The organism is Leptolyngbya sp. NK1-12, assembly GCF_032598965.1.
Lineage (GTDB): Bacteria > Cyanobacteriota > Cyanobacteriia > Elainellales > Elainellaceae > Elainella.
Genome location: NZ_CP053586.1, coordinates 632,695 through 648,228 on the forward strand (window position 1 = coordinate 632,695; position 15,534 = coordinate 648,228).

A 15,534-nucleotide genomic window follows, 5' to 3' on the forward strand; every position below is an offset into this window, starting at 1 on the left:
GAGGGACATACAGATGATTTATGGCTTGCCCCTGTTAACTTAGAAATAGAAATAGTTAGAAATAGCCAGAATCGAAAGAGGATGCTCGGAAGATCAACTCATTAGTAGCTTTGGCTGGCAGTTTTGATAGATTGTTGCAGTTCTTGTAAATAGTCTCGCCCTTTGGCAGTCATCTTGCCGCAAATGAAGTGAATTGGCTGAGGCAAAATAGCGAATGCCGCATAAGCTCCTGGAGTGAACTCTCCCTCGATGAAACCCTTTTCATTCAGATAATCCAGGTGAAACACTAAATCATATTCTTCATTAAACAAATGAGCAATGTCTTTCTCTTCAAAGCCTGCTTCTCCTTTTCTATCAGCAATCTCTAGAACTTGCTGAATAATGTCTCGGTTTAGTCGCATAATATTCTATCTCCTGCAATTGATGTACTGTAATTGATGTAATTGATATAACCATTCTCAGTCCAGATAGATTCAAGTCGTTTAATCATTGGTCATTAGGTGTTGATCATTGATCATTGGCTGTTCACAAATGACCAATGATCAACACCTAATGACCAGTTCCTAAGCCGCTTGATTAATCTCAGATACCCGGTTAAAGAAGCTAGAGAACTTATCTTGAAGTCACAGTCACAACGTCAGTTTTCGTGTGCTCATTCGAGTTAGCAATAAGATGCCGTTAAAGTTCGTTAAAGCTGTTGTGTTTTACAATTGTGACCTTAATTGATACAGATTTAGACCCGCACCACAAACGTTTCCGACGCATCTTTAATCAGTTCTCTATTATAAGTTGAAAAACGGATTTCAAGGCATCGTTTCTTACCGTGAAACAACCCATTGAAATCATACACAAACTACAGCCATCCTAGATAGGAGATGAACAGTAGCCGTACATAAACGCCTTGGCGAAAGCAAAGGTTTGACAATGCGTGACCAATTGAAACAGAAACTTGACCGACCCAAATCTTCTACACATTCGTGCATACTTGCGAATAAACTGCTTCGCTTGTAACCAAACATCCTCAACTGGATTCTGCTCAGGTGCATTAGGGGCTAAGCGAATACAGGTAATCTTCCACGCCTCAGTCGGTAAGCCTCCATTGGTCTGCTCCAGAAATTCCTGCACCACCTTTGAGCGGTGGTAGCTCACCCCATCCCAGACAATCACCAGGCGCGTGTTCTCAACATACAAAGACTGGAGATACTGTAGGAAGGCAACCGTATTCTCTTCGTTGCCTGCGCTGTACTCTTTGACAACAAACTGCTTGGTGAGATAATCCAATGCCCCATAGTAGGTCTGTCGTTGCTTGGTAGACTTGACTTCCACATCCACCCGTTGCTTGCGGCGGCTCCACCCATAGCCACTGATATCGCCCCACAACAGGTGGCATTCGTCGAGAAATAAAACTCTTAATTGTCCATCGGCGATCTCAGATTGATGCGTTGCCAGTAGCGCTTCAAGTTCTCTTTTTTTTCCTGAACCAGAGTTTCATCCTTGTCAGGGTGAACCGGTTGTGCCTTCTTCCAACTGAAGCCAGCGTCTCTGAGCAGGGCATAGTAGCTCTGGAGTGATTGGTAGACCACCCCATACTCATCCTCAATGTGGTCAATTACCTCCTGGAGTGTCCAAGCATCCTGCCCGTCGAGCCACCGAAACAACGCTTGCTTCTGCTCACAATCGAGATAGCCTTGGGTGCCCCAATAGTTGGAGCGCAGTCCCTCCACACCTGAGCATTCGTAGCGTTGATGGCTAGCTGTGATGAAGCCAACCGACACTTGCAGAATGTCACGGATCTCCCGATAGCTGTGACCGCCTTGACTCATCTGCACAGCGAGTGCACGCTTGAGTTCCAACGGAGGTGGGTTACTTTGAATGAACTGTTCGAGCGTTTCCATCGGCTGAGGGGGTAAAGTTTGGGGCACGTCCTCAGCCTACCATTTGTTCACATCCTATTTAGGATGCCTATAGGATTCATCCAGTTGCTATTCCGAGTTAGACTAATTCATTAGACTAATTCAGCCGATTACAAGTCTGTTCCGAATGATTTAACAGCAGATCTTTACCTTTGGCAGAATTGTAGAACGCAATCCAAAGAAAAGGGGGTCGGTTTTCCAGGTCAGAAAGGTTCCTGTTTCCGACCCTAGTTGAGCGGGTTGTGTCGCAAAAACAGGTTAATGGTAAGCTCGGGAAGCCTAACACCTTCCCCCCCCTTAACCGAGCCTATATTGAGCTGTGTTCAGCACCGTGTAGCGATGGCTGGTTATTCCGGCTGAACAAATGCTGTTTCCCTTACGATAACCCACCTACCATTTTTCTTCTCAAGGTGTAAGCTGAAGATGGATTTCTCCGGTCTATCTTTCATCTTCATACGCCTCGTGACAATTACCTGACCTCTATGCTCATCCGCTTCAACGTAATTATAGACAGTTTCTTTACTGAGCGGTTCATCTCCACGAGTCCGTTTAGAAGCGAAGAAATCCAATGTTGCCTTTTTAGTTAATACCTCTACATTGCCAAGTTCGTCTATCTTGACGATTTTCAGGCTATCATCATAAATCTCGTTCAGTTTCTCGACATTGTAAGTTGTGCCGTGTTCAATCAGGCTTTCGACCGTCTTTTTGACTTCTTGCTCTAAAGTTGAACCTGTGTTGGTGTTCATAACTTTACCTCCTGATAGATACAAGCAAAAGTAATGCGCAAGGAAGCCACCGCACTCTGAATTAATTCTCTTCTAAGGAATCAGCAATGATTTTCTGGAGACACACAGAATGCGATCGTATTCCTCTTGAGTGTGCAACCAAACGGTCATCCGACGAATACCATAGAACGGAGTCGCGGTGTACTGTTGGTCACACGCCTTCAGCGGGGCGAAGTCCTACAGGTTCATCAGATACAACTTACACAAGTCTACTTCAACCGGCTTGTAGTACCAACTCGAACGGGCTAAATCAAGCAAATTACACTGACGAGACAGGCTGATAGTGGGATAGTTGGCTTCGACCAGCAATCGTTTATGGGCGAGGGGACAATCCCAGATTTTTTTCAACCAGTCCAACTCCACTTTGAGTTGTCCAATTTGTTGACTATAGGCTGACGGTCAAGTCTTCCTGCTCCTTCTGGTTTTGGGCATGACGAGACGAGACGATGCTAGGCAATTCTGTAAGCAGTTGAGCAGTTGTTTTTTCCACTGATGAAGGCGCGAACCTACAGCGCCCCATCCCTATAAACAGCGCTTGGGCTATGGAGATAGAGAGTACTTGGTTTCGGCACCTAACTCGGCACCTCGATTTCAGCAACCTCTGAAACCAGGGCGAACGAGGGGACTCGAACCCCCGAGTGGCGGAACCACAATCCGCTGCCTTAACCACTTGGCTACGCTCGCCATTCCGTTCCCTATTATAACACTCCTGACTGACTTGAACCAGGTTGCCAGAGCAATTTTTTCAACTGCTGCTAGCTGACCCAATTCCGTCAACTCGGTTTGTTAGCCTGTTGTTAGAAACGAATTAGCGAAAAGAACCAGGAGGCAAACAGTGGAGCTTTTGCATAGTTTCTTGGCACAGTTGAAGACTCTTTGACTGCATAGGCAACTGTTGCTGATTTTCTATTTCAATTTCAATCCATATCGATTCTATTTAAGGCTGTATTGTTTGACTGGGCGAGGCTATGAAAAAAACTAAGATTGGATGGTATGTAGCAGCAATGGCGTTAGTCGGCATCGGCGCAGCAATGGCTGTCACCAATCCAGATCAGGAACGCTATAACCAGTACGCAGCTCAGCGGTTGAGCCAGCATCTGCAAGCAGAAGAATGCGTCAAGCTGGATGATGCGGTACGCGAGCTGTGCAAACTTTTGGAACGGGAACAAGGGCAAGCGCTGTTAACTCGCCTGATTGCTGACAACACCGAGCGCCAAGACTTTCTGTTGTGGAGCACCTATACCACCAACCTTTCGACGCAGAATCTGCTGCCATCATTTTTAAGCAATTTGCTATCAGTACCGACCCTCTCGTATCGAGCTGAAACCGTCGGCCTCTTCGGTCAGTTTCAGACCTATCGGATTGAGCGGGAATAGGTCGGAGCAGGAGTCAGGAGCAGAAGCCGGGATGTGATTGATCCAGGTTTAATTGCGTCGCAGTGCTCTGATGATCCAAATTGCGCTGCTGAGTCCTAGCAGCCCAGGGGTTAACCAGTCGCCCCAGCGCACATAGAGAGTTTGGATTTGGCGACGGTAGATGGTGTGGGCGTGGGTTTCAAAACTGCGGAAGCGTGACAGCCATGCGGTGTGTCCGTGGGGATCGACAATGCCTGATAAACCAGTGTTGGTGGCTCGCACCGCCCAGCGGTTGGTTTCAACTGCCCGCATCACATCCTGAGCATGGTGTTGGGCCATCATGGCGCGACCGTAGGGATCGTTGTTGGAGGCTGTGAGAATAAAGCTACCGCCGCTAGCTGCCTGATGCCGAAACAGATCCGGAAAGGCCGATTCGTAGCAAATTCCGGCAATGGCCTGACCGAAAGGGGTTTGCAGACGTTGATCTAACTCTCCAGGTAGCATCGAAGCGCCCACCGGCGAGAGTCGGTTAATCAAGCCACCCAGCACCGATTCAAACGGAATATATTCTCCCAGCGGCACGAGCTTGACTTTGTCGTAGCGGCCAACTAGTTCCCCTGTAGCGCTAATGCTAAACAAGGTTTGGGTAACTCTGCCCTGCCGCAGGCCAACCGTGCCAATCCAAGCTGGTACACCGTTTTCTACAATTGCCCGATAAAGCGGATTGTCAGTCGGCTGTTGAATCCAGAGCCAGGGCAGTGCGCCTTCGGGAGTGAGTACAGCATCAACGCCTTCCGCAACCAAACGCTCGTAACCTTTGACGTAATTCTCTAACGATAAGCGCAGACCCTGCTCAAACAGCTTGATCCGGGTTGGAATATTACCCTGCACAATTCCTACCTTGAGGGCTGAATCGGTGGAATCGGCCAGTGGTTGACTGTAGAGCAGAAATCCAACTAGATGCAAGCCTAATAGCAGCGCTAGCCCTGTGATTAGTAAGCGCCGAACTGCTAAAACTACCTGCCGCTGCCATTGCAGCCACGCTTCTGCCAGGACGCCGTTAAATGCCACAAGCGCCGCCGTTACGGCGAGTGGGCCGGAGAGCTGTCCTAGATGCAAAATCGCCAAATTATGGGGACTCTGGGTGTAGGAAAGCGAAGTCCAGTACAGCACACCTCGGCCCCACAGCGCTTCTAGGCCACACCAGAGGGCAACGCCCAATAAAATCCGAAACCAAACCGTACAGTCCGTCCGGGATTTGCCGGCGATTCCCGTCAAGCGTCGCAGCAGCCAAGCCCATAGCACCACTAAAAGAGCACCCCAGAGGGTAATAAAGGCCCAGCAGAATCCGGTAATAGCCAAACTGGCCAACCAGGGGACGCCCATCCAGGTGAGGGGATGCAGGTCGCGAATCCAGGAAAGGGCCAGCCCGTGGTAGCCAATGCCCCAAACTAAGGCCGCCGGCAGTGGAGCTGCAGAGCGGTATACCAGTACCCAGAGTGGCGCTAGGGCGATCCAAGCTAGAAACCAAGCATTGCCGGGAGCTGGAGCCAGCCCCATGCCCACACCGCTACCAAAGGCCAGCAGCAGTAAGGTAGAGCGGGACAACCTGAGTGGAAAATCAGCAGTTGGGCTAGGCTTAATGATAGGTACTTGTGAATCTGCGGGGGGTGGCATACCCAGAAAATCCTGTCACTGTTGCCCAGCATAAGGGATTTTGCCGCCGGGTTGAGTCCATCCTGAGGTCATGCTTCCTACTTAACCCCGCAGGAGGGTTGAAATTGAGAAACCCCAGCGATTCCGATAGGCTCTTAAGAGAGACAGCAGAGAGACAGCAGCAACGGTATGGCACGCCCTCGATTAAATTCGCTGTTTAGTATTGGTTTGGCTGCGCTGGTGGTGAGTTCCGGGTGCCGCAGTGGTTCGGTAGCCACTCCCTTAGAGCGAGGCATTGCAACGCGCCTACAGGACTGGTTTGCTGACTCTAAACCCGCTTTCCAACCGGCCCTGTTTTCTCTAGAAACCGAAAGCGAGTTACATACAGCACTAGAGCGCTCGGCTAAAGCTGCTGAGCTACCGGGAGCTGTTTTGGTCGTTTCTGCGGCTCAGCAAACCTGGATGGGCGCAACGGGCCAAGCGAATCTGGAAAAACAAGTTGCTATGCAGCCAACCGAACGCTTCCGACTTGGTCGTTTGAGTGAAATGTTTCTGGCGGTGGTCTGCTTGCAGCTTCACGAAGAGGGCGTGCTAAACCTAGATGACCGACTCAGCGACTGGTTGCCTGCCGAACTGGATCAGCAGATTCCCCAAAGCCGCTCAATTACGATTCGGCAATTGCTCAACCACACCAGTGGTCTGCCTGATCTCGAAGCTGATTCATTCGGCCAAGCTGTAGCAGCCGACCCCGCCTATCGCTGGCGTATCCCTGAACTGCTCGACTTCATGCCCGACCGCGAATCGGGCAAACCCAGAGGAAGCTTCTCCTATTCCACGGCTAATTACCTGCTGCTGCAATTGATCCTGGAGCAAGCAACAGGCAGTTCCCTGACCGAGGTGCTGCAAAGTCGCATCATCAAGCCGCTTGAGCTGAAAAATACATTTGTGGAGTTCAGCTCTAAGCAACCCTTTGCCCAAGGCTATCAGGACTGGAATCGGGATGGCACTGCTGAAAATGTCACCCAGCCACTGCTCAATACTGGTCTGGGACTTGGAGGCAATGCCCTGATCTCGAATGGTCCAGACTTAATTCGCTTCTTGCAGGCCCTGTTCTTCGAAAATACCTTGTTAGAGCTAAGCTCTCGCGACAAAATGTTGGTCTTAACGGAAATGAACAGCGGCAGCTATGGCCTCGGCATTTCCCACGTCATGACCCGCTGGGGCGAAATTTGGGGACAGATTGACAACACAACCGGCTTTTCGTCAGCCGTACTCTACTTACCCATCCATGACCTGATACTCGTCACCTGGACTAACAGCGGTGATTTGTCTGAGCGAGGGCCAGGACCCAAAAAGAATCAGGCCTCTGAGTTAGCAGAGGCTAGCCTTGATGTCATTTTAGGGCACCCTCCCCGCTTCTTTAGCAGGCAGGGAGGGCGCTGGTAGTTGCTACCGTTACGCGAAACCACCAGCATCTAGCCGATGGGTGGCTCAATCCGAATCACTGTATCAGTAACGTTCTTTTCCTGAAGTGGACTGGCATCAGATGGGGATTCTGGAGCTGGCGGCTCGACGGCTGGGGTCGAAATAGATTGTTGAATCGTGATAATCGTGACGACGGTATCGGTGACGCTTGATGGTGGATTACGGGCTGAATTCACAGGTGGTTCAGGGGCTGGATCATCAGTGGATTGAGGTGATGGTTGCAGCTTTGCCTGGGATTGGGGTGGCGGTTCCGCTGGCTGGTCGGCAATCCGTTGAGTATCTAACGATTCGAGGCTTTGAGGCTGGTCGGCAGCCAGTTGCTCGTCAGATTGGGCGATTGCTTGATCAATTTCTGGGTCGATTTCTGGGTCAATTTCTGGGTCGATTGGGTAATCAACCTGATGATCAATTTCGGTTGGATCTGCCTCACATTGGTCACTCTCAGTCCCAGCTTGAGACGAATCCTCAGAAACAACATCGGCTGACAGAGTTTCTGACAGTACAGGTTGTGAATCTTGAGATTGGCTGTCCTCTAGTTCCGGTGCAACCGGTTGTGGCTCCTCGACTGGATTTGCTGCCAGCGAGGGCGCGTCTGCCTCTAGTTGTGCCGAGGTGGGCTGACGCGGTTTGGACTGACTCTCCTGCAACGTTGCTTCCGCCTCAATTGATTGCAGAGGGACTGATTGCAGAGGGACTGATTGCAGGGAGGCGGGCTGTGCTGCATCGCCTGAGGGCGGTTCTTGACTGGGGACATCTGGTGAGACAGGCTCCGGAGTCACGGCTGGCGTTCCTGTTTCTTCAGCCAATTCTGCGACTGATTCTGTAACCGACTCTGCGACCGATTCTGCAACGACATTGGCCTTTTCCGGCTTTAGCCTGGGAGTCAGGGGCGGAAGAATTTGCTTGACCTGAAACCCAATCATCGTAAAGTCTCTAGCAATATCCTTGACTGGATAGGGGTCTGTAGCAACCAATAGCCGATCGGAAGTCAGCAGCACGGGCAGCACACTTGCTGGCACGTGCAGAAACAGATTCGTGAGCAAAAAGCTAGTAGCTGCTAAGATCAACCCACCAAAACTGCCAGCGGGCACCAGCTTAGCCTTGATCACCACCAGCGGCACCCATTGGTTAAGCTGCCACAAAATCGCCAGGGCCGCAATCGCCACGCTAACCGCGATGATTTTCCCCAATGGAGTCTTGAATCGACCTAGAATCCGTCGTTGGGTTTCAGTTAGTTGACTGGGCTTGAGCGCCAGAAAAACTAAGCTAAAAATATTGAAAGGCCGCTGCCACTGCATCCAAAATACCGGCCCGATGCCAATAACCGCTACCAGCAAAAACACCAGCCCTGCTGGTAGGCTAGTTTCAGCCGCTTTCAAACCCAACAAACACAGCTCCAGGAAAATGGGCACTGCCGCAATCCCTGCCAAATGTACCCAGAGATATGGCTCTGACCTTGTTGACTGTATGACCGACTGCATGACCTTCTCCCAGACAGCACTATAGCCATCGTAATACTGCACGGAAACTTGGCCTACGCCTGTTCACGTTTTGTAGAAGGAAACCTAAACCGCTGCCAGGATCAAATGCTAGGAGAACAGGCAAGCCTGCTTATAGATAACTTATAAGGTACTTTGAGCTGGAAAATCACCTCAAAGCAGGAAGGGAGCAGGAATTTCCGTGATTATTCTGAAGAGGTAAGGGATGTAGGTGTTACACTGATCTTGTCCATCACTTCCATTAAGGTTTTACGGCGTTGAAACACTTTTCATTGACTGGACACCCCTGGCTTTCCATGTGGTATCTGGAGATGAAACTACAGCGTAGGCGCTTCGCCGATCCTGCGCTCTCCTGGGCAGATCGTTGTGAAGGACCCAGTATGCGCTGATCGATCTGTAACTGTAGGTTTGCAGGTGGTTTGAGTTTTCTGAGCAACCGGCCTCTCTAAGCAGGCAACCTCGCAAACTCGGTCGATCAGGTGCTCTGTGTACCAGAGTTTTTTCCAACTGAATTGGGATGGGGATAGGTTGCCTGCAGGCAATTGGCCCCAAACTTTGCTGGCTGTACGAGCAGAAGGTGATTGATTTCAGCCTTGATTCAGTGCTGTGGTTGCTTGAACCCCTACAGCTTGAAATCGTGCGGTTTGAGATCGTTTAGCTTTGGGCTGGCATCAGGATGGCCGTTCTCATGCCCATTCATCATCACTCATGACTTACTGGTTCGTTCCGTATGTTTTTCAACCATTTAGGAGAGCAATCATGTCTTTACTTAGTCGCCAAATTTCACCCTCCCCCATGCCGGCCAACATCAGCGTGGTGGATTTGATTGATGGGTATTTCACTGCCTACAATTCGGCCCGGTTGCGGGAAATTTGCCATTTGCTGACTCGCGAAGTCATGCAGCCCGGAGTTACGGTTGGCCTCAGCCTATCAGGTGCCTTGACCCCAGCTGGCTTTGGTGTCTCAGCCCTGTCACCTCTAATCCGCCACGGTTTCATCGACTGGATTATCAGCACCGGGGCTAACTTGTACCACGACATGCACTATGGCTTGGGTCTGGAGCTATACGCCAGTAATCCCTTTGTTGACGATACAAAACTGCGTCAAGAAGGGCGGATTCGCATCTACGACATTGTGTTTGGCTACGATGTGTTGCTGGAAACTGATGCCTTTATTCGAGAGCTACTCAAGGCGGAACCGTTTCAGAAGCGCATGGGTACAGCAGAGTTTCACTATCTGTTAGGCAAGTATGTGCATGAGGTCGAAAAACAGCTCGGCGTCAAAAATCCCTGTCTGCTTTCGACGGCCTATGAATGTAGTGTACCGATCTACACCTCATCTCCAGGAGACAGCTCGATTGGCATGAACGTGGCAGCGCTTTCCCTAGAAGGCTATAAGCTGGTAATCGATCCATCGCTTGATGTGAACGAAACGGCGGCACTGGCCTATGCGGCGCGTGAATCGGGTATTCCAAATGTTGAAGGCAAGAGTGCGGCGTTGATTCTGGGCGGAGGCAGCCCCAAAAACTTCTTGCTGCAAACCCAGCCTCAACTCCACGAGGTACTGGGCCTAGAAGAGCGGGGGCACGACTACTTTATTCAAATTACCGACGCGCGTCCCGATACTGGCGGCCTATCTGGTGCTACTCCATCGGAGGCGGTGAGCTGGGGCAAAGTTGACCCCGAAGAGCTGCCCAACACAATTGTCTGCTATACCGACAGCACCATTGCTCTGCCAATTATCACAGCATACGTAATCGACCAGTGTGCTCCTCGTCCGCTGAAGCGACTGTATGACCGACGCGAAGAACTGTTGGAAAAGCTGCGGCTTGATTACTTGGCAGCCAAACTGCAACAGCCAGAGCAGTCAACCGTTGAAGTGGCAAAAGCTGTCAAGCAGGATTTGCAACCCGTTGCCACCTATCCCTGCGGCACACCCATTCGCAATGGCTATCGTTAACGGCTGCTCTGAAGGCCATACTGAAAGTGAGAAAAGACCGCTAGAAAGATTGTAAAGGGACGCTCATACTTTACATAAATCAATTAGAAAGAGGCGCAGTTAAGAACGCCTCTTTTTTTGCTGCCTTAAGCAGAGCAACGTGATTAATTTGAAGATCCGTAATGCCAGCGTCCGCTGGCGCGAGCAAGATGCCCGCACTCGTCTACCGTTTGATTTGGTTGACCTGCCTATTTTGCTTCAAACCATTTTGAATCCATTATGCATGGGGTTCCACGACCGTATGAGTTACAGTGGCGCGGGGATGACGAGTGCCTACCGAAGCACCCACCAAGGCTGCGATTAACCCCAACAGCGATCCCAACGCAAACGACCATCCAACTGTGGCAGCATTACCAGCAATATCGCGAGCTTGATCGGCAGTGACATTTGGTGGCGTATCCGGTAAATTACCACCCGTAGGAGCCTGGTTAATAATCTCGCCAGCATTGGAGGCCACGATTCCAAAGGCACCGGAAACACCGGTAGAGAGTAACCAGGCGCTGATCGCCAGCGTTGTGGCCCACAAAATTGCCCCATTCAACAAGGCTGTACTGCGATTCATTGGCCCACAAGCGCGCGCCGTGATCCACCCACCCAAGAATAAGGAGATCAGCAGACTAATAATCGACCAGATACCAACCGCCGAACCAACCGCGCCTGCATCGGTACGAGGAGCACCCGAATTGGCTAGCGTGGTCAGACCAATGGCCGCGCCAATACCGCTCAGAACGAGCTGCGAGCTAATCGCTGTTACCAATCCAGCCAGAATCGGACCCCAACGGACCCGGTCATGATAATCTACAGCCGGCACCGGGGCAATTCGCTCCGCTCCCCGGTTGATCGGATTCACAGGTTCATTCGTGTAAGTCATAGCTGACCGACTCCTACAAGCTTCTAAGTTAAAAAATGAGGCTAATTTAATTGATAGTTCAAACAATATAAAGGAGTTAGCAGCAGTACACCTGCCTTAAGAGAGAAATTAACCATTGCCCAATAAGCGACCAGCCAAGCAAGAAGCGAATATTAGCGTATATACAACCAACAAATATCGGCAGCGAGTATCAGCAGCTAGGAAAGGAAGCGAAAAAATTTAGTTTTGTGAACATTTCTCTGTCATGTTTGGATGGTCACTAAACACAGCTTCTAAGGCAGATTCTAAGGGTAGAGGTTGTCAGGCTATAGCCAGCTAAGAGATCCCTCAAAAGATTGCGCCATCTAGCCCAGCAGACAGATGGTGGACAGAAAGCGGACTCCTAGCATGGGAACTGTAACTCAAGGAATTGAGGTGAATAAAATGCCATTGCACAAAATTAGAGAGTTTTATCCAGATTATCGCGATCAGTTTGGCGATCATGACGTTTTGGGATACAGCTTCTATAGTGGTACCGACAAAATTGGCTCGGTTGATGATCTGTTAGTGGATGATGAAGGTCGTTTTCGCTACCTGGTAATCAACACTGGAGCCTGGATTTTTGGCAAGAAAGTGCTGCTACCAATCGGTCGTGCCCGTATTGATTACAACGATAAACGCATTTACGCTGACGGTTTGACCCGTGAACAGGTCGAGAACTTGCCAGAGTACGATCCAAACTCAGCGCTAGATTACGACTACGAAGAGCGCGTTCGTGGCGTCTATCGACCGATGGGTACAACGACAGGTACAACTGGCATGATGGCAAGCCCCACCTCGCTGGATGCAACGCCTGGGATGACCGATGACACTACCCTACCCCTTGGCGATCGTCCAGTCGCCGATCGGACCGTCAATCGTGACGTCAACCGCGATGTCAACCTGGGCCGTGACTACGACCGTAGCTCCTATCGCTATGACTATGATCCCGATCTATATAACCTGAACGAGCGGGATCACCAAACCCTCAGACTCTATGAGGAGCGCCTGATTGCTGACAAGACTCGGCGCAAGACTGGTGAAGTTGCTATCGGTAAGCATGTAGAAACTGAAACTCAGCATGTCTCTGTGCCCGTTGAGAAAGAGCGGGTAGTCATTGAACGAGTCAATCCCACAGACACTGACGTTGCTTCTACCGTTGGTACAGGCGCATTCCAAGAGGGAGAAGTCGTTCGCATGGAAGTCTACGAAGAGACTCCTGATATCCGCAAGGAAGCCTTTGTGCGTGAGGAAGTGCGGGTGCGCAAAGAAGTGGATCGGGATACGGTAGAAACCGATGAAACCATTCGCAAAGAGCGTCTGGACATCGACAAAGACGGTAATCCCCTTACCCGTGAGTAAAAGTGAGGCAAACTAGCCCAGCTATTGGGGTGTCCATTGGCGAGTGTTGCTGATCTGGCGGCTTCTTCCGTAACTTAGTAACGCTGACTAATGAGCCGATGCAGTAAGTCATTGAACTAAAGCCTTGAAGGCAAGGGACTGGAATGAATGCATAGGGGTGCATAAAGCAGATGCAATAAAGGCAAAATACTGCATCGCCATCAGCAGGTGCCAATGTTAAACCAATTTGGATTAACCAGTTGGTGTTGGCACCTGCTCCCCATTCGACGCCAAATCGGACGCAAATGCTTGTTTCCAATACTCATCACAGTCCATCAATAGTAATACCTAGTTTTTTCCTATGAATTTCTTAAGATTAAAAACAACCCATCCGCTGTATCGCCAGGGAATCGGAGAAACCGATATCGTTGGTTTTGATGTTGCTACTGAGCAACAGGACTCGATTGGCAAAGTCGTTGATGTTTTGATCGACGAAGCTCAACGTTCTTACTATCTAGTGGTGGAGACTAGTTCCTGGTTGTCTCGTAAATCTGTGTTGCTGCCCTTATCTCGATTTCAAGTGATGCCAAAAGAGCGGCGCTTGTACCTGATGGGGATTAGCAAAGCAGAAGTAGAGAAGCTACCGGCCTATATAGCGCGAACAATTACTGCCGATCAACTCCCTCAAACAGCAGCAGGAACACGATATGAGCCTGTATCTGCGTTAGAAGCCTCTCCTCCTCTAGAAGCATCCCTGCCATTGGAAGCAGATGTGTTGGTTCCTGTTACTAGAAGAGAGTCCTCAGTGGTTTCAGCTACTCCACCTGTCTCAACGACAATTCAGGAATTAAATGCACCGGCTCAGATTGAGCGAACAGTTCAACCCGTTGCTCAACCGGCCACTCAACCTGTAATTCAACCGGCAATTGCTGCCGAGGAAACGGTCCGATTGCTAGAAGAACGGCTCGTGGTGAATCGCCAGAAGCGTAAAGTCGGCGAGGTGATTGTCCGTAAAGAAATTGAAACCCGCATGGTGGAAGTGCCGGTGCGGCGAGAGCGGCTGATTATTGAGCAAGTTAACCCAGAACGAAAGCAGCTTGCTTCAATTGATTTGCATCAAGACTTAGTTGATCTAGATGGCGATAATGCAACCCTCTCCGGCGTGGAGTTACGAGACCCTACCTCTGTGAATGGAGTAGCCACGACTCAAACCATTCCAATTAATCTAGCCAATCAAGTGCTATACAAGCTGACGCAGTTTCCTCAATTCAGCAATGCTCAAGTTCAGCTAACTTTTTCTGACCCTGAACTGCAAGCTCAATACCAACGCTGGCTAACCGAGCGCAAAATGCCCTAACACCTAACAATAGTTCGGATAACAATAGTTCGAACTCGCTCTGAGTCCCAGACATGCCTTCTGATTCCAGCACTACTGAACGACAATAGGACGGCTTTGGTAACAGATATGGGCGGAACGTTCACACGTTCACACTGTCAGGATTATGACGAAGGAATGTCAGCATCGTGCTCGCGCAAGCATAGCTTTTCTCAGCAACGCTCTGCCTCCTGCCAGGCAAAATTGAGGCAAAATTGAGGCAAAATTGAGCTACAGCATCTCAAGTTTGTCCTGAAATCGCCATGCTGAGCAAGCTTAAGACCGACGATATCGAAAAGGTTAATGGCTATCTGTTTTTAGCACCCGCCCTATTGGTGTTGGGTGTGTTTATGGTGCTGCCGATTTTCTATACGCTCTTTCTCTGCTTTCATAAAGTCCAGCTTTTGGGAGAAATAAGCTATGAATTTGTCGGCTGGCGAAATTTTGCGCGGCTGCTGCAAGACCATCGCTTTTGGATTGCGCTTAGAAATACAGCAGAATACGTGATTATCGTGGTGCCGCTCCAAACCATATTAGCTTTGCTGCTAGCGGTCACACTCAATTCTGGCATCAAAGGGCAAAATGGATGGCGGGTGATTTATTTTTTACCAACGGTCACGGCCTCTGCGGTGTTAACCTTGATTTTTATGTGGATCTACAACACAAATGGTTTATTGAATCAAGTCTTAGCCGCACTGAGCTTGCCCACCTACAACTGGCTGCGGGATCCTGACGTTGCTCTCAAAGGCATCATGCTTATGAATATTTGGTCTACCGCCCCGCTTTATATGGTAATTTATTTGGCAGCTCTTCAAGAAATTCCACGCTCGCTCTACGAAGCTGCTCAAATTGATGGAGCCAGCGCCTGGGAGCAGTTTAGCCACATCACGCTACCCTTGCTGAAACCAGTCACTTTTTTCATCGTCACGATGGGCGTAATCGGCACATTTCAACTGTTTGATCAGGCTTACATTTTCTCCAATGGCTCCGGTGGTCCTAATAATTCTACGTTAACAATAGTGCTATTGATCTACCAATACGTCTTTCGGGATATGCAGTTGGGCTATGCGGCTGTGGTTACGGCTGCCTTAATGTTGCTGATTATTCTAGCCACAATTTTGCAACGACAATTGTTCAAAAGCAATCAAGATTCTGTTTAGCTCTAATAACTCAGCTCTAATAACTTATCACTAACAAGCGTTTATCCATTAACGTTATTAGAAACAAAGTTCTAAATT

Annotated in this window: 14 protein-coding genes and 1 tRNA gene; 6 read left to right on the forward strand and 9 right to left on the reverse strand. The window is 49.7% G+C overall.

Annotated elements, in window-relative coordinates; genetic code table 11:
• Positions 1 to 101 precede the first annotated feature (101 nt).
• From HJG54_RS02215 to HJG54_RS02240, 6 genes are all read right to left on the reverse strand, one after another.
• On the reverse strand, positions 102 to 401 hold the full coding sequence (locus HJG54_RS02215) for a hypothetical protein (RefSeq protein ID WP_316433106.1): 300 nt from the start codon (positions 399 to 401) through the stop codon (positions 102 to 104).
• 463 nt (positions 402 to 864) lie between these two features.
• Positions 865 to 1,449 (reverse strand): IS630 family transposase, encoded by a 585-nt coding sequence (locus HJG54_RS02220; protein ID WP_316435597.1) that lies wholly within the window; start codon positions 1,447 to 1,449, stop codon positions 865 to 867.
• Complete coding sequence (locus HJG54_RS02225) at positions 1,410 to 1,895, reverse strand: helix-turn-helix domain-containing protein (protein WP_316430114.1); 486 nt, start codon at positions 1,893 to 1,895, stop codon at positions 1,410 to 1,412. The genes HJG54_RS02220 and HJG54_RS02225 overlap by 40 nt, the downstream gene beginning before the upstream one ends.
• A 365-nt stretch (positions 1,896 to 2,260) precedes the next feature.
• On the reverse strand, positions 2,261 to 2,659 hold the full coding sequence (locus HJG54_RS02230) for a hypothetical protein (RefSeq protein WP_316433107.1): 399 nt from the start codon (positions 2,657 to 2,659) through the stop codon (positions 2,261 to 2,263).
• A gap of 216 nt (positions 2,660 to 2,875) precedes the next feature.
• On the reverse strand, positions 2,876 to 3,046 hold the full coding sequence (locus HJG54_RS02235) for a hypothetical protein (protein WP_316433108.1): 171 nt from the start codon (positions 3,044 to 3,046) through the stop codon (positions 2,876 to 2,878).
• A gap of 263 nt (positions 3,047 to 3,309) precedes the next feature.
• A tRNA-His gene (locus HJG54_RS02240) sits at positions 3,310 to 3,382 on the reverse strand.
• A 284-nt stretch (positions 3,383 to 3,666) separates the two neighbouring features.
• Here HJG54_RS02240 and HJG54_RS02245 point away from each other — a divergent pair.
• Positions 3,667 to 4,074, forward strand: a complete 408-nt coding sequence (locus HJG54_RS02245; RefSeq protein ID WP_316433109.1) for a DUF4359 domain-containing protein — start codon at positions 3,667 to 3,669, stop codon at positions 4,072 to 4,074.
• A gap of 48 nt (positions 4,075 to 4,122) precedes the next feature.
• Here the strand turns inward: HJG54_RS02245 and lnt are convergent, their stop codons facing one another.
• Positions 4,123 to 5,730 carry an apolipoprotein N-acyltransferase gene (gene lnt, locus HJG54_RS02250; RefSeq protein WP_316433110.1) on the reverse strand — a complete coding sequence of 536 codons (1,608 nt, stop codon included), beginning with the start codon at positions 5,728 to 5,730 and terminating at the stop codon, positions 4,123 to 4,125.
• A gap of 168 nt (positions 5,731 to 5,898) precedes the next feature.
• On the opposite strand from lnt, the gene HJG54_RS02255 reads away from it, so the two are divergent.
• Positions 5,899 to 7,155 (forward strand): serine hydrolase domain-containing protein, encoded by a 1,257-nt coding sequence (locus HJG54_RS02255; protein ID WP_316433111.1) that lies wholly within the window; start codon positions 5,899 to 5,901, stop codon positions 7,153 to 7,155.
• Between the two features lie 29 nt (positions 7,156 to 7,184).
• Here the strand turns inward: HJG54_RS02255 and HJG54_RS02260 are convergent, their stop codons facing one another.
• Positions 7,185 to 8,675, reverse strand: a complete 1,491-nt coding sequence (locus HJG54_RS02260) for a low-complexity tail membrane protein (protein ID WP_316433113.1) — start codon at positions 8,673 to 8,675, stop codon at positions 7,185 to 7,187.
• Between the two features lie 777 nt (positions 8,676 to 9,452).
• Here HJG54_RS02260 and HJG54_RS02265 point away from each other — a divergent pair.
• The gene (locus tag HJG54_RS02265) at positions 9,453 to 10,652 is read left to right on the forward strand and encodes a homospermidine biosynthesis protein (protein ID WP_316433114.1); all 1,200 of its coding nucleotides are present in this window, start codon (positions 9,453 to 9,455) and stop codon (positions 10,650 to 10,652) included.
• A gap of 256 nt (positions 10,653 to 10,908) precedes the next feature.
• Here the strand turns inward: HJG54_RS02265 and HJG54_RS02270 are convergent, their stop codons facing one another.
• Positions 10,909 to 11,562, reverse strand: a complete 654-nt coding sequence (locus HJG54_RS02270; RefSeq protein ID WP_316433115.1) for a hypothetical protein — start codon at positions 11,560 to 11,562, stop codon at positions 10,909 to 10,911.
• 387 nt (positions 11,563 to 11,949) lie between these two features.
• Between HJG54_RS02270 and HJG54_RS02275 the strand changes: the two genes are divergently transcribed.
• The 3 genes from HJG54_RS02275 to HJG54_RS02285 all read left to right on the forward strand — a co-directional run bounded on the left by HJG54_RS02275 (position 11,950) and on the right by HJG54_RS02285 (position 15,456).
• Positions 11,950 to 12,942: a DUF2382 domain-containing protein gene (locus HJG54_RS02275; RefSeq protein WP_316433116.1), complete on the forward strand. Its 993-nt coding sequence runs from the start codon at positions 11,950 to 11,952 to the stop codon at positions 12,940 to 12,942.
• 340 nt (positions 12,943 to 13,282) lie between these two features.
• A complete protein-coding gene (locus HJG54_RS02280) occupies positions 13,283 to 14,278 on the forward strand; it encodes a PRC-barrel domain-containing protein (protein ID WP_316433117.1) in 996 nt (331 codons plus the stop codon).
• Between the two features lie 281 nt (positions 14,279 to 14,559).
• Positions 14,560 to 15,456, forward strand: a complete 897-nt coding sequence (locus HJG54_RS02285) for a carbohydrate ABC transporter permease (protein WP_316433118.1) — start codon at positions 14,560 to 14,562, stop codon at positions 15,454 to 15,456.
• Positions 15,457 to 15,534 lie beyond the last annotated feature (78 nt).

Coding starts and splice junctions, on each gene's coding strand:
- HJG54_RS02215 (WP_316433106.1), bottom strand. CDS start 401: ATGCGACTAAACCGAGACATTATTCAGCAAGTTCTAGAGATTGCTGAT.
- HJG54_RS02225 (WP_316430114.1), bottom strand. CDS start 1,895: ATGGAAACGCTCGAACAGTTCATTCAAAGTAACCCACCTCCGTTGGAA.
- HJG54_RS02230 (WP_316433107.1), bottom strand. CDS start 2,659: ATGAACACCAACACAGGTTCAACTTTAGAGCAAGAAGTCAAAAAGACG.
- HJG54_RS02245 (WP_316433109.1), top strand. CDS start 3,667: ATGAAAAAAACTAAGATTGGATGGTATGTAGCAGCAATGGCGTTAGTC.
- lnt (WP_316433110.1), bottom strand. CDS start 5,730: ATGCCACCCCCCGCAGATTCACAAGTACCTATCATTAAGCCTAGCCCA.
- HJG54_RS02255 (WP_316433111.1), top strand. CDS start 5,899: ATGGCACGCCCTCGATTAAATTCGCTGTTTAGTATTGGTTTGGCTGCG.
- HJG54_RS02260 (WP_316433113.1), bottom strand. CDS start 8,675: ATGCAGTCGGTCATACAGTCAACAAGGTCAGAGCCATATCTCTGGGTA.
- HJG54_RS02265 (WP_316433114.1), top strand. CDS start 9,453: ATGTCTTTACTTAGTCGCCAAATTTCACCCTCCCCCATGCCGGCCAAC.
- HJG54_RS02270 (WP_316433115.1), bottom strand. CDS start 11,562: ATGACTTACACGAATGAACCTGTGAATCCGATCAACCGGGGAGCGGAG.
- HJG54_RS02275 (WP_316433116.1), top strand. CDS start 11,950: ATGGGAACTGTAACTCAAGGAATTGAGGTGAATAAAATGCCATTGCAC.
- HJG54_RS02280 (WP_316433117.1), top strand. CDS start 13,283: ATGAATTTCTTAAGATTAAAAACAACCCATCCGCTGTATCGCCAGGGA.
- HJG54_RS02285 (WP_316433118.1), top strand. CDS start 14,560: ATGCTGAGCAAGCTTAAGACCGACGATATCGAAAAGGTTAATGGCTAT.